This is a genomic window from Anoxybacillus dikiliensis (assembly GCF_050613275.1).
Classification (GTDB): domain Bacteria; phylum Bacillota; class Bacilli; order Bacillales; family Anoxybacillaceae; genus Anoxybacillus.
Genome location: NZ_CP187112.1, coordinates 1,523,742 through 1,538,553 on the forward strand (window position 1 = coordinate 1,523,742; position 14,812 = coordinate 1,538,553).

The 14,812-nt window shown below is 42.7% G+C and carries 14 protein-coding genes; all 14 read right to left on the minus strand.

The window, feature by feature from the left end:
* Positions 1-80: 80 nt before the first annotated feature.
* The 14 genes from ACPF7I_RS08020 to gabT all read right to left on the minus strand — a co-directional run bounded on the left by ACPF7I_RS08020 (position 81) and on the right by gabT (position 14,709).
* Positions 81-671, minus strand: coding sequence for a TetR/AcrR family transcriptional regulator (locus ACPF7I_RS08020; RefSeq protein ID WP_430743979.1), 591 nt, complete (start codon positions 669-671; stop codon positions 81-83).
* A gap of 245 nt (positions 672-916) precedes the next feature.
* Complete coding sequence (locus ACPF7I_RS08025) at positions 917-1,219, minus strand: hypothetical protein (protein ID WP_430743978.1); 303 nt, start codon at positions 1,217-1,219, stop codon at positions 917-919.
* A gap of 177 nt (positions 1,220-1,396) precedes the next feature.
* The gene (locus ACPF7I_RS08030; protein ID WP_430743977.1) at positions 1,397-2,356 is read right to left on the minus strand and encodes a hypothetical protein; all 960 of its coding nucleotides are present in this window, start codon (positions 2,354-2,356) and stop codon (positions 1,397-1,399) included.
* Between the two features lie 115 nt (positions 2,357-2,471).
* Complete coding sequence (locus ACPF7I_RS08035) at positions 2,472-2,672, minus strand: hypothetical protein (RefSeq protein WP_430743976.1); 201 nt, start codon at positions 2,670-2,672, stop codon at positions 2,472-2,474.
* Between the two features lie 5 nt (positions 2,673-2,677).
* A complete protein-coding gene (locus tag ACPF7I_RS08040) occupies positions 2,678-2,980 on the minus strand; it encodes a ferredoxin family protein (protein WP_183242260.1) in 303 nt (100 codons plus the stop codon).
* On the minus strand, positions 2,962-4,257 hold the full coding sequence (locus tag ACPF7I_RS08045; RefSeq protein WP_430743975.1) for an FAD-dependent oxidoreductase: 1,296 nt from the start codon (positions 4,255-4,257) through the stop codon (positions 2,962-2,964). Before ACPF7I_RS08045 ends, ACPF7I_RS08040 begins: the two co-directional genes overlap by 19 nt.
* Positions 4,250-5,299 (minus strand): electron transfer flavoprotein subunit alpha/FixB family protein, encoded by a 1,050-nt coding sequence (locus ACPF7I_RS08050; protein ID WP_430743974.1) that lies wholly within the window; start codon positions 5,297-5,299, stop codon positions 4,250-4,252. The genes ACPF7I_RS08045 and ACPF7I_RS08050 overlap by 8 nt, the downstream gene beginning before the upstream one ends.
* Before the next feature lie 12 nt (positions 5,300-5,311).
* Entirely contained in the window at positions 5,312-6,124 is an 813-nt protein-coding gene (locus ACPF7I_RS08055) for an electron transfer flavoprotein subunit beta/FixA family protein (RefSeq protein ID WP_430743973.1), read from the minus strand.
* Between the two features lie 98 nt (positions 6,125-6,222).
* Positions 6,223-7,371, minus strand: coding sequence for a saccharopine dehydrogenase family protein (locus tag ACPF7I_RS08060; protein WP_430743972.1), 1,149 nt, complete (start codon positions 7,369-7,371; stop codon positions 6,223-6,225).
* A gap of 13 nt (positions 7,372-7,384) precedes the next feature.
* A complete protein-coding gene (locus tag ACPF7I_RS08065) occupies positions 7,385-8,860 on the minus strand; it encodes an aldehyde dehydrogenase family protein (RefSeq protein WP_430743971.1) in 1,476 nt (491 codons plus the stop codon).
* On the minus strand, positions 8,857-10,482 hold the full coding sequence (locus ACPF7I_RS08070; RefSeq protein WP_430743970.1) for a thiamine pyrophosphate-binding protein: 1,626 nt from the start codon (positions 10,480-10,482) through the stop codon (positions 8,857-8,859). The genes ACPF7I_RS08065 and ACPF7I_RS08070 overlap by 4 nt, the downstream gene beginning before the upstream one ends.
* An 89-nt stretch (positions 10,483-10,571) precedes the next feature.
* On the minus strand, positions 10,572-11,951 hold the full coding sequence (locus ACPF7I_RS08075; protein WP_430743969.1) for an APC family permease: 1,380 nt from the start codon (positions 11,949-11,951) through the stop codon (positions 10,572-10,574).
* Positions 11,952-11,965: 14 nt separating this feature from the next.
* The gene (locus ACPF7I_RS08080) at positions 11,966-13,408 is read right to left on the minus strand and encodes an aldehyde dehydrogenase family protein (RefSeq protein ID WP_430745937.1); all 1,443 of its coding nucleotides are present in this window, start codon (positions 13,406-13,408) and stop codon (positions 11,966-11,968) included.
* Positions 13,408-14,709, minus strand: a complete 1,302-nt coding sequence (gene gabT / locus ACPF7I_RS08085) for a 4-aminobutyrate--2-oxoglutarate transaminase (RefSeq protein ID WP_430743968.1) — start codon at positions 14,707-14,709, stop codon at positions 13,408-13,410. Before gabT ends, ACPF7I_RS08080 begins: the two co-directional genes overlap by 1 nt.
* Positions 14,710-14,812: the final 103 nt, after the last annotated feature.

The window sequence follows — 14,812 nt, forward strand, 5'->3', positions numbered from 1 at the left end:
AAAATCAAGTGCACGATCCATAAAAACATAACCTTTTCTTCGTAATAAAATCTACAATCGTTTACAAATGCATCTTGAAGTTACGTCATAGTCCTTTTACAAAGCGACTCCCTCAACAATAAATTCATAGCATGAAGATAGTCATCTATACAGCAGTCTGAACGATAAACAAAACATTCGTGTGCTACATGCTCGATCATGCCAACAATTAGTATGGCGGTCATTTCAGCATTCACATTACAGTTGAATTCTCCTGACTTTTGGCCATTTTCGATTAGTTTTTTTAAAAAATGATAGTAAGGCATCCGAATTTCTTTTTCTACTTTCCACTGATCAGTTTTAAATGCACTAACTGCATTGAACATAGGAAAAACATCATGGTAACTTTTCATTACATTAAATGCCGTTTTAATAACTTCGATCAGTTTTTCAAAGTGATTAACCTTTAAGTTGATTACTTTTTCAGCTTCTGAAAGTATTTTCCCCTGCATTTCACGTACTAAGGCAAGAACTAAGTCTAATTTCGAAGGAAAGTATATATAAAAAGTACCTTTTGCAACACCCGCCATTTCAGCTATTTCAGACACTTTTGTATCATCGAACCCTTTCTCCGCCAAAACAGTCCTTGCAGCAGTTAAAATTTCTTGATAACGTTCAGTTTTTCCAGTCATTTGATACTTACCCTCCTACTAATATAAAAATCACAGAAAAGAGCACCCTTCCTGAGAATTGTACGGAACGACACAAACAAGCTCAGAAAGTGCTTTCCATGAAAAAGCATACCACACTCCTGGAAGTGATGCAAAAGGTGTTGCAAACAATAACATTAACCCATGACGCTCAGCTAGCATCATGGGTATAAATTGCATACAAAGAAACAAAAAACACCCCGAATGGGATGACAGAAGTAATGAAACTAGCCTTCTGCCAATAATCTTCTTCCGATATCATATCTAACTGCTCCCACGTAAATCGGTACGATAAAAGCAACCGACGGATAAAACGGAATGGATACAAGCGTTGCGACGATAAAAACGACTGCCGAATGAAATTTCTTATCGAAAAACAGGAGAATACCTTCTGTTACCGCACAAACAAGCAAAATAAGCAACAACGCAAGTGGAAAAACAGCCCACACAAAAGACCATGAACTGAATAGTGAAAGCGTCAAGAAAAACAGCACAATCGACAGGAAAACTTTTTTGAAAAATACTTTCATAACTCACTTCCTTTATTATCTGGATAAAAGAAAAAGAAAAATGAAAATGCATGTGTAAAATAGTATCTTTTCTCTCTGTTTTCCTTTTCGTTCAATAAGTACATACAACAAAAATGTAATAACAAGCGAGTATAAAAATTGAAATATCATACAAAATAAACCACCTTATTCTCACAATTATTTACTTTTAATTACAGTTGCAAGCTCGTATGCGCGCTGGATATCTGCATGAGCAGAATTTGAAACACTAATCATGTTTGCAGCAATAACTGCAGCCGATCCTGTAGCCGTTAAAGCACCGAAAATAGTGCTAACTGTTAGTACAGCTACTCCTAATGCTCCCATTAATGCGGCAGCTTCAATTAATAAGGTACTCCTAGCTGAACTAATCGCGTCAGCTCTTGTCATGAAAGAAGAAACTAATCCACCCTGACTCCCTTGCAAATAGTTGTGTTTTGAAATGGTGGTTCCCGAGACTACTGCAGAAGAATCTAGCATAAAAGCGTTCAAACCACCTTCCCAATACCCCTTCATTTTAGCTGCTCTTAACCAGTAACCACCTCTAGAAGACTTATAATAGTAAGTTACCCAAGATAATCCTCCACTACTTGTAGAAGTAATGGAATTTTGTTCGTGAAACAACTGCTGATTACTATGTTTGTTAATGTCTAAAGATAACTTTTCTATTTCCTCAATATATTTGTCATATGTTAGAATCCCTTGTCTAAACTTTTGGGCAATCGGCTTAATTTTTTTAAAATCTTCCTCACTCAATATAAATGTAAACTCATCTTCTAACTCAATATTCTTATTATTAATACGTACTAGCCTATTCTTCTTAAAAGTATATGTTTGCGTGCTATATTCTTCGCAAACCTCTCCTGACTGGAAATCTTCTGCAATTATCTTTGTTGAAACAATTACCTCTTCAGTATCATTAGTCTTGTTTTCAATTTTAACACTAGTTTCAAAAGATTTTTGTCCAACCTTTTCACCGTTCTCCATACTATATACAGGCATGACACTTGTATAAAACAACTCTCTGTTTGAACGCTTTTCTTTTGCTAAAACTCTTGGGGATATTGAAGCAAAACATAAGACAAGGCAAAAAAACAAAATAATTTGTTTCCTTATCACAACCATGTACACCTTCCCATTTCAAAAATATTTTACAAAATAATCATAAAAAAAAAAATTATCCGTCAACCCCTTTTTTAGAATAAATTTCATACAAAGAAACAAAAAACCACCCCTACAATAAAGGATGGCTCACATGAGAAGAACCGCGAATTGTTTGTTTTTTTGTTAGCTCCTCATCGACTGTTAATAACTCTTTTTTCTCCCAACTGACGAAGTAATCTTCCCATAAGATGTGGCAACGATCGGCAGTCACTTCTAGCACAATGCCTCTCGTTCCATCCAGATAGACGACGCAATCTCCGATGTGAAACATAGCGATCACCCGAGACGGAAGACGATTCCGTAGCCGCCGCGTGGATATTCCCAGCGAATGTTTTCGTGCGGACAGCCAATACGACAGCTGCCGCACTCATGACAGCCTTCATAGCCAACATGCATCCGAATATCTTCCCATTTATAAACAGCTGCTGGGCAAAAAATGGTACAAATTTTATCAGGACATTTCGTTAAACAAATGTTGTCATCAAGCACGTGAAGATGCGATTTCGTATCCGCGTTAAAACGAACTAAATATTGCTTTTCTTCAATCGTTTGCGCCTTCATCATTTCATCACCTTCCATGCTTTCATCATATCGCGTGCCAGCTTAAATTTTTGTTTCGTTGAGCCGAGATCACGCCAAATTTTTTTCTGTTTTTCCCATTTCGATGCCCCGTCCACCGTGAACATTTGGCTTGCTGCGCGGTTGAGCATCGGGATGTATTGTTCAAAATATTGCGGAAATGACTCAAAATGATGCGTCGCATCTTTATATTTTTTCAAATCTTGACCGATAAAACTTTCCATGAGCTTTATTCGGTATTGATCAAGCATGCTTTCGGAAAAGTCGTTTTGCTCTTTTGCCATAATGATTGTTTCTGCCGCTAACCGACCAGAAGTCATCGCCATATTGGAACCTTCGCGATGAATCGCATTGACAAGCTGTGCCGCATCCCCAACAACAAGCACCCCGTTGCCTGCCACTTTTGGAATGGAATGATAACCACCTTCTGGGATCAAGTGCGCTAAATATTCGACAGGTTCACTCCCTTGAATGTATGGACGAATCATCGGATGATTTTTCACATACTCAAGTAGCTCATACGGCTTGATTTTATGTTTAATTAACCCGGATAATAACGTGCCAACACCGATGCTAAGTGTGTCTTTATTTGTATATAAAAAGCCTGTTCCTAAAATTCCTTTTGTCGCATCGCCAAAAATTTCGATCGTACAGCCTTGGTTGGCTTCAAGATTAAAGCGGTCTTCAATCACGTTTTTATCTAGTTTTAAAATTTCCATCGTCGCTAAAGCGACTTCGTCTGGCCGCCATTCACGGTGGAAGCCGAGCTGTTTTGCAAGTAGCGAGTTAACACCGTCAGCCAACACGACGACATCGGCATAAATGTCGCCATCTGGACGATCCGTACGGACACCAACTACGCGGCCGTTTTCGACAATACATTCGACCGCTACCGTTTCACATACGAGAAGCGCTCCTTGTTCAACTGCTTTTTCCGCAAACCATTGGTCAAATTTCGCGCGCAATACGGTAAAGTTGTTGTACGGCTCACGCCCCCATTCTAACCCTTTGTAGCTAAACGTGACAGCCGACTCTTTATCCATCATCATAAACCGCTGCTCAACGATCGGGCGTTCGAGCGGCGCTTCTTTATAAAACTCTGGGATAATATCTTCCATCATTTTTCGGTACAATACACCGCCCATGACGTTTTTCGCCCCTGGATATTCACCGCGCTCTAAAAGTAGCACGTTGACCCCTGCTTTTGCTAGTTCATAGGCGCAAGCTGTTCCAGCTGGTCCTGCGCCAACGACGATACAATCGAATTTTTCAGGCATGGCGGATCTCCTCCTTCACATCGGCAGCTGCTTTTACTTTCGGAATTTCTTCTTTCAATCGTTCAATTAAAAGCGGGACGATTTCAAACGCATCGCCGACAATACCGTAGTGGCATGATTGGAAAATCGGTGCGTTCGGGTCTTTATTGATGGCAATAATTAATTCTGAGTTTTGCATGCCTACAACGTGCTGAATTGCACCAGAAATACCGATCGCAAAATAAATTTTTGGTGTAACGGTTACGCCAGTTTGTCCCACTTGGTGATGATGATCAATCCACCCTGCCTCAACGACATCACGGCTCGCCCCAACGGCACCACCAAGCACTTCGGCTAGCTGATGAATGAGTTGAAACCCTTCTTTGCTGCCCATCCCTTTTCCACCAGCAACAACAATGTCCGCTTCGTCAATACGCACTTTTTTCGTTGTCTCTCTCACAATCTGTAACACTTTCGTCCGCATTTCTTCTTCATGTAACTCAATATGCTCCTCAACCACTCGACCTGTACGCGACGGATCTGGCGGTAGCGCTTTCATCACTTTTGGACGAACAGTTGCCATTTGCGGACGATATTTTTTACATAAAATCGTCGCCATAATATTTCCGCCAAACGCTGGGCGACTGGCTAACAGCAACCCTGTATCTTCTTCAATATCAAGTATTGTCGTATCCGCTGTTAATCCTGTCGGTAAATCAGTGGCGATGGCACTAGCCAAATCTTTTCCAGATGGCGTCGCCCCATATAAAATGACTTCTGGTTTATGTTTATGGCAACAATCGAGCAGAGCGCGCATATATGGTTCTGTTCGGTAATGCTCGAAAATAGCGTCGTCATATACGTATACAACATCCGCACCATATCGGAACAATGTCGGTGCAAGCGACTTCACTTGATGACCTATCAAAACACCTGCAAGCTCCGTTTTCCGCTTATCTGCAAGCGCACGTCCCGCCCCTAACAATTCTAAAGACACAGGAGCAATGTTTCCGTCTTTTACTTCAATGTATATCCATATCCCCCGATAATCATCGAAATTCACATTTACCCCTCCCTATGAAAACAACTCTTTTTTTCCAAGTACAATAGATAAAAGTTCTTGCACTTGTTCTTCTTTTGTCCCTGTTAATATCTTTCCACCTTCTGGCTTCGGTGGTGCCCACACTTTTGATACAATCGTTGGAGATCCTTTTAATCCTAATTGTTTGCGGTCAACATCTTCTAAATCGTCTGCAGTCCAAATCGTTGGTTGATATCGTGCGGCTTTAATCATGTTTGGCAAAGGTGCAAAGGAGATGTCATTGATGTCTTTTTCTACAGTAAACAAACAAGGTAATTGCGATTTCACCACTTCATACCCATCTTCTAATTTACGATGAACGATCGCATACCCTTTTTCTTTATTGATTTCAACGACTTTGTTGACACCAGTTAGAGGAGGAATGTTTAAACGACGTGCAATACCAGGTCCGACTTGCCCCGTATCTCCATCAATCGTCATTTTTCCACAAATGATAAGGTCAATCGGACGATGTTTCGCGATTTTTTCAAGCGCTTTCGTCAGCGCATAGCTTGTTGCGAGCGTATCCGCTCCGGCAAATGCTCGGTCTGAAATCATATACCCTTCGTCTGCCCCAAGCTCAATACATTTCTTAATCGCTTTTACTGCTGGAGGAGGGCCCATCGTTAACACGGAGACTGTTCCACCGTATTTCTTTTTTAAACGAACAGCTTCTTCTACTGCATGCGCATCATACGGATTTAAAATCGCTGGGGCGCTTGCACGATCCATCGTGTTCGTTTTTGGATTCATTTTAATAATTTTCGTATCTGGCACTTGTTTAATACAGGCTACAATATGTAGCATATATTCACCTCCAAATCGATTTGATGTATAAATATTCTAGCATAATCAACAAATTCCTCGTAACAGTTGTCGAAAAATTTAATATTTTATTCACAAATTCACCGTACAGTTGCGCGAATGACGACGCCACGACGAACCATTTCCTCGATGTAGCGATCCCCCGGAACAATTTGTTCAGGAGGATATGCCCCACGTTTTTGAATCGTCCCATCGCCAATCATTTGTGCAACGACAGAAACCGTATAGGCCGTTGAACGTGCCATCGCTGTAACTTGTTTTTGTCGGTCTTTCTCTGTCACCATCTCGTACTCGTATGTTCTTTCTTTCCCATCTTTTTCGCCAGCCACAACGACACGCAACAAAACGACATCTTCTTTTTCTTTTAAATCTAAAAGCGGAGTCAGTACTTTTAACAATACATCGCGTGGACACACCGTTTTCCCGTCTACTTCTACTTCATAATCACGACGCGTCAATTGCAAATCGACGAGCAACCGAAATTTTTCTGCATGACCGGGATAGCGAATCGTTTTATATTCTAGACATTTCACATGTGGATAAGAGTGCGGCAACGTTGATGTTCCCCCCGATGTATGAAACGCTTCAAGCGGTCCAAAACGCTCAAAATAAATCGTTTCAACTTCTGATAAAGACGGTACTTGTTGTTTCTGTCCATCACGAATAATGAAGGATGGATCGGTGTAATGATCGAGTAAACCTTCAAGCGAAAAAACGTGATTATATCCAAGTGGCGGTTCTGGCCGAAGAGGAATACCGCCAACATACAATTTAATGGTATGAACGCGATCCAGTTGATTCGCTCCATATCCTGTTAAAATGTTAATCATTCCGGGAGCAACACCTAAATCTGGAATTAACGTAACGCCTGCTCGTTTTGCTTGTTCGTGTAAAGCGAGGACACGATCTGTCATATGTCCGATATGCCCACCTAAGTCTACTGCGTGCACACCCGTTTCAATGGCCGCTTTGGCGACAGTTTCGTTAAACGTATAAAAAAGTGCATTGATGGCTACATCATGTCCCCGCATCGCTGCTCGTAGTTCTTGATCATTCGCTGCATTCACTCGCTTCACGTTCACTTTTTTTGATGACAACGAACGTTGAACCGCTTTTGCTTTTTCCTCATCGACATCCGCAAGTGTCACCGATGATACCGCTCGCTGTTCAACTAAATCACGCACAGCTTCTTTTCCCATTAAACCTGCTCCAAGAACAATGACATTCATCGTCTAACCTCCTTTACACATCAATTTGAGCGCGTTGTAATTTGCCGCTATAGTCAACATAAATGCTTTTCCATTCCGTAAATACATCGAGTGCTGCGACGCCTGAATCACGATGTCCATTTCCCGTCCCCTTTGTTCCACCGAATGGCAAATGAATTTCTGCCCCTGTCGTTCCCGCATTCACATATACAATTCCTGTATCGAAATCGCGCATCGCTGTAAACGCGCGATGAATATCACGAGTAAAAATCGCGCTCGAAAGGCCATAATCAACGCTGTTATTCACTTCAATCGCTTCTTCTAAACTGCGAACGGATATAATCGATGTGACCGGACCGAAAATTTCTTCTCGCGCAATTCGCATCGTCGGTGTAACATTCGTAAACAACGTTGGAGCGTAATAAAACCCTTCTTTGTATGGTCCATCTTGCAGTATATACCCGCCTGCCAGTAACGTTGCCCCTTCATTTTTTCCAATTTGAACGTAATGGTGAATTTTTTGTAACGCATCTTGATTAATGACTGGTCCGACTTTCACTCCTTCCTCTAGTCCGTTTCCAACCGTTAATGTATTTATCGCTGCAAGTAACCGTTTCTCCACTTGTTTTTTTACATGTTCATGAACGATAACTCGACTGCACGCAGTACAACGCTGCCCGGATGTGCCAAATGCACTCCATATAATGGATTCCACAGCAAGCGCTACATCCGCATCATCCATGACGATAATGGCATTTTTCCCACCCATTTCAAGCGATACTTTTTTTAAATGACGCCCGCACATTTCAGCAATGCGCCGGCCAACTTCATTAGATCCAGTAAATGAAATGACTTTTACGTCACGATGTTCAACAAGCGCTTCCCCAACAACTGAACCGCGTCCGTGCACAACATTAAACACACCTTTTGGTAAGCCCGCCTCCTCAAATATTTGCGCAAGTTGCTGTGCCATGATCGGTGTTTCTAGCGCTGGTTTCCAAACAACTGCATTGCCGGCAACGATCGCAGGGAACGACTTCCACGTTGCGATGGCGATTGGAAAATTCCAAGGGGTAATTAATCCGACAACACCAATAGGGGCACGAACGCTCATTGCGAACTTATTCGGTAGCTCTGACGGGGTCGTATCGCCAAATAACCGCCTACCTTCCCCTGCCATGTAAAACGCCATGTCAATTCCTTCTTGTACTTCTCCACGCGCTTCCTCAATCACTTTTCCCATTTCCATCGTTAATAGGCGGGCAATTTGTTCTTTCCTTTCTTGTAGCAACATACCGACTTTATAAAGTACTTCTGCTCGTTTTGGAGCCGGCACAAGCGCCCATGTTTTCTGTGCACTCTTCGCCGCCGACACCGCCTGTTTGACATCTTGTTCATTTGATAATGTCACTTCCCCGATGCTTTCACCGGTAGCTGGATTTATAATTGAAACAAATTGCCCACTTGTCGATGGTATCCATCGTCCATCCATATAGTTTAATACTTTCATTGTTTTCCTCCTCTCGCCTGTTCAATTGTTAAAAATGGAGATAATGCGTTCGGATCTGTCATGACTTCAATCACGGTTGGTTTATTGTTTTGAAGCGCTGTAGTGAACGCGGATAAAAATTGTTCTCCTGTTTCTACACGCATACTATCAGCCCCGAAACAACGCGCTATACTTGCAAACGATATATCGCCTAAATCTGTCCCGATCACGCGCTTTGGATAACGAAGCTCTTGATACATGCGAATCGTTCCATACATTTGATTGTTAAACACCACACTAATGACAGGAATGTTGTATCGAACGGCTGTTTCTAACTCTTGTATTGTCATCATAAATCCTCCATCCCCACTGAGTGAAACGACAGGACGATGCGGTTTTGCCAATTTTGCACCAATGGCTGCCGGTAATCCGTATCCCATCGCTCCTGAAGTTGGCCCAATATATGTATGTTCACAAAATTGAAAAAATGAATGGAGCCAACTTGCAAAATTGCCGGCATCATTTGTAATGATCGCTTCAGATGGAAGAAGATGTTGAAGGTTGTGGATAATTTCTTCGTTTACATTCCGTTTTATGGACGGAAATGACGAAAATCGTTCGTATGTTTTCCGCCGTTCTTGTACCCAATCTGTCCATGACGGGTGAAGTTGAATATTTAACAACCGGCTTAACGCCTCTTTCGCATCAGAAACAACACCAATATGCGGGGAATATGTGACACCGATGACATCGTAATCGATATCGATATGAATAAGTTTTTGCGTTGATAATAACTTATAATCTTGTGTCGTCACTTCTGACAAGCGCGTACCGATGGCTAAAACAACATCTGCTTGTTCCACCGTTTCAATGATCGCTCGTTGCGTTCCTAAACCGAGATGACCAACATAAAGGGGATGATCGTTTGGAAATACATCGTGCCGACGAAAAGAAGACATGACGGGAAGTGACCATTTTTCCACAAATAAACGAAGGACGTCTATGGCTTTTGACCATATAATCCCTCCACCTGCAATGACAACTGGTCGCTTCGCTGACTGCAACAACTGCTCGATACGTTGAATATCCGCTTCGTTCGGTGCTGGTTTTGGAACAGTCGTTTTTGAAAACGTCACGTGATCGACTTGTTCATGAAGAACATCTTCAGGAAGCGCAACGACAACCGGTCCAGGCCTTCCTGTTTGGGCGATTCGAAACGCCCGAGTTAGTAATTCAGGTAATCTTTTCGCATCATGAACTTCTACGGCCCATTTGGCTAGCGGACGAAAACATGCTTCAACATCTATTTCTTGAAATCCTTCACGTCCTCGAAATGTCCGTGCAACTTGTCCTAATAATACAACCATCGGGGTTGAATCTTGCTTAGCAGTATGAATACCAATTGCTGCATTCGTAGCCCCAACCCCTCTTGTCGCCATAACAACACCGACTTTTCGGCTTGCTTTTGCATATCCTTCAGCCATAAATGCTGCCCCACCTTCATGACGAGCAGAAATGAGTTGGATCGTTTTCTCAGAAAAAAGGGCATCAAGGATCGGTAAATAACTTTCCCCTGGTACACAAAAGACGTGAGAAATGTCCTCACTTTTTAAACATTGAACGACCGCCTCCGCTGCATTCATTACAAGCCCTCCTTTCTTTTTGTATCATGTATACACAAATGAAATCGTTTTATGACCTCACAAACAAAAAGAGGAGCACATTCGCCCCTCTACATCCGATGTACATGTTCTGTTTGTTCCATCGTTTTCGTTTTTATTCGTACGATAAAAAATGCTCCAATCACCCACCAACCAATAAATATGAGCCACTCATACGGCCAGACAAGCTGAGATGGCATACCTGGCATGTATAAGAAAATAAATCCGATCGACAATACGAGCGCGATCCAACCGACAGCTGACGATTGACCGACTTGAAACGGACGTGGCATATTTGGTTCTTTTTTGCGCAATGCAATAAATGATAAAGCAACAAGGAAATAAGCAATGATGATTGAAAAACCTCCTGCGTCTACAAGCCAAACGAGCATTGGTCTGCCAAGTAGAGGAGCGAATGTGGCGAGCGTTCCAATGAATAAGACGGCGTTTGATGGTGTTTTGTATACAGGATGAATGCGGGCAAACCATTGTGGAAGAAATCCTTCTTGTGCCATCGCATAAAGCACGCGGCTACCACCGATAATAAATGCGTTCCAGCTTGTTAAAATACCAGCTAATCCTCCGATAATGAGCACCTTTGAGAAAAACGAACTACCTAACGCTGCAGCCATCGCATCCGCTGTTGGAAGCGATGAGTTTGTCAACACATCGTCTGGTAAAATATATGATACAGCAAAAACAACCGCGACATAAAACAAAACAGCTAAAGCGACAGATAAAATAAGAATTTTTCCAATCGAACGTTGTGGAATTTTCATTTCTTCTGCTGTTTGAGGAATGACGTCAAAACCGACAAACATAAACGGCGTCATGACTAGCACAGCAAGCAAACCAGCCGAGCCATCTTTAAATAACGGCTGTAAATTTGATGTTTGCCCATTCACAAGCGAACCGCCTAAAAGTGCCATACCGACAAGAAAGATGACAAACGTCAATACGACTTGTAAAAAGGCTGCGCTTTTTACGCCGCGATAGTTGATCGATGTAATGATGATTGAACCGAGCATGCCAATCATCACCCATGAGACGTTCACATCCCAACCTGCAATCGTCCAAAGATAGCCAAATTTAAATGTTGGGAATAAGTATTCAACGACCGTTGGAAGCGCAACAGCTTCAAACGCTACAACTGATAAATAGCCGAGGGCAATTGCCCAAGCAGCGATAAACGAAGCCTTAGATCCGAGAGCCCGCAAAACGAAATAATGCTCACCACCCACTTTCGGCATGGCCGACGACAACTCCGCATACGTCAAACCGACAAAAATAACGAGAATTCCCCCGATTAAAAAGGCGATGATCGCCCCGAGTGCACCAGCACTCGTAATCCACGTACCCGAAAGCACAACCCATCCCCAACCAATCATCGCTCCAAACGCCAATAACAACACATCTAATTTCGTTAATACTTTATGAAACTGTTTATCCATTAAATATCCCCCTTTCACATATTTGGATGTGGCCGAATAGAAATCGTTTGATACGCGGTAAAAAATTCGATGGCTGCTTGCCCCTGTTCGCGCGTACCTGAGCTTGATTGCTTCATTCCGCCAAACGGTGCTTGCGGTTCCGCACCGCCTGTTTCACCGTTTACTTGCACCATTCCCGCCTCGATATGTTCAATAAAGTAAAGCGCTTTCGATACATCATTTGTAAATAGCGACGCACTCAACCCATAAATGCTGTCGTTTGCCATTTCAATTGCTTCATCAATGGATGCCGCTTCTACAATCGATAGAACAGGACCAAATATTTCTTCCGTTGCGATAGTGGCGCGATGGGAAACAGAATCAAATACAGTTGGCTCAATATACCAGCCAACATCATCGCTCGCTCCCCCTCCAATAAGCAGCCGTCCTTCTTGTTTTCCAATATGGATGTAGCGCTGAACCGTTTCAAATTGTCCTTTCGAGACAACCGGCCCCATCGTCACTTGTTCGTCCATTCCATTTCCAACTCGAATACACCTCACGTGTTCCATCACATGAGTTCGAAATACATCGATAATCTCTTTCTCAACAAATACGCGACTCGTTGCGGTACAGCGTTGCCCCGTTTGTTTCATCGCCCCTTCTACAACGAGTCGAGCAGCAAATTCAATATTTGCATCTTTTAAAACGATAGCTGGATTTTTTCCACCGAGTTCAAGTTGATATTTCGCCCCACGAGCTGCTGCTTTTTTTGCAATTTCACTACCAATTACATTTGAGCCTGTAAACGTAATCGCATCGACATCTTTATGTTCGACAATCGCATCACCAATTGCGCTTCCACGGCCGATGACAAAGTTTAAAACTCCGGGAGGTAATCCTGCTTCTGCAAACAATTCAACGATGCGCGCACCTGTCGCGCTTGCTTCCAATGCTGGCTTAAATACGACCGTATTACCGTACACGAGAGCAGGAGCAATTTTCCATATTGGAATCGCTAGCGGAAAATTCCATGGTGCGATCACAGCAACAACCCCAACAGGCACACGTCTTGTAAAAAATAAATTTTTTGCGTCAAATGACGGTAACACTTCCCCTACTTTTCGCAACCCTTCTCCGGCATAATAACGTAAAATAGCTGCGCTACGATATACTTCTCCTTTTGTTTCAACAAAACGCTTCCCCATTTCTTTCGTAGCTAATTCCGCCAACTCATCCGCATATTGCTCAAATAAATGAGCCACTTTTTGCAAATACGCACCACGCTCTGGGGCGGCCGTTTGCGCCCATTTTTTCTTTGCTTTCACCGCAGCAAACACCGCCTCATTCACATCATGAACAGATGAACCGGCCACAATCGCAACAAGCTCTTTTTGATCGGCTGGATTGTATCGCTCAATCGTTTCACTTTTCCCTTCAGTCCATTGACCATCAATGTAGTTTTTCACTTCGCGCATCATTTCACCACCTTTTGTTGTACTTCTGCTAACAGCTCGCGTAAAATTGAAAATCCGCGCTCGAGCTGTTCGTCCGTCATCACTAACGGTGGTAAGAAACGAACGACGTTGCTATACAATCCGGCGCTCAAAAAAATCGCACCGCGCTTCCATGCATGCGAAACGATATACGCTGTGTGTTCTTTCGCTGGCGTTTTTTGCTCGCGATCTGTCACAAGCTCGATCGCGCACATCGCCCCAAGCCCGCGCACATCACCAATGATGTCAAACTGTTGCTTCATTTCTTCTAAAAGCGTCATCATTTTTTCACCAAGATGTCGGGCACGCACAATAAGCTGTTCTTCTTCAATGATATCTAAAACAGCGAGTGCGGCTGCACATGCCAATGGACTTCCAGAAAACGTGCCACCAAGCTGCCCAACCTCAGGTGCATCCATTATTTCACTTCGACCAACGACTGCACTGATCGGCACACCAGCTCCCATTGATTTTGACAACGTCATTAAATCGGGTGCTACACCAAAGTGCTCCATCGCAAACATTCGACCTGTTCGAGCAAAACCAGTTTGAATTTCATCAGCAATCATCACGATGCCATGCTCGTCGCAAATGCGACGAATCGCTTGCATAAATTTTGCCGATGGAGCGACAAACCCACCTTCTCCTTGTACAGGTTCAATAATGATTGCTGCCACATAATCAGGCGCCACTTCCGCAGTAAAAAACTGTTGCAGTGCTGCTATTAACTGTTCATCCACTTCATTTGCTGTCTGCCCGTTTGCCCGATAATAGTATGGATACGGAAATTTATACACCTCTGGAGCAAATGGACCAAATCCTTTTTTATATGGCATCACTTTGCTCGTTAAAGACATTGTTAATAGCGTCCGACCATGATATCCACCCGTAAATGATACAATGGCAGGACGTCCCGTATACTTTCTTGCAATTTTCACAGCGTTTTCCACTGCTTCCGCACCACTATTTAAAAAAATCGTTTTTTTCGGAAAATCACCCGGAGTTATCTCATTTAATTTTTCTGCTAATAACACGTATGATTCGTAAGGTGTCACGTGAAAACATGGATGAATAAATGCTGCTGCTTGCTGCTGAATAGCAGCGACTACTTTTGGATGACAATGTCCAACATTTTGTACACCAATCCCCCCCGCAAAGTCGATATATTCGCGATTATCTATGTCACGAATGATCGCACCTTTTGCTTCTTTAATAAAAATTTCTGTCACATTGTACGGCGCTCTTGCAACGGCTTCCTTTCTTCGTTCCATCCAATTCGACATGATCTCTCCTCCTTCGACAAATAAAAAGCCAGTTTAATCATCGTGATGACACAATGACTAAACTGGCTGGTGCTTATGCGTTGCTCGCCGATTAGACGAGTAA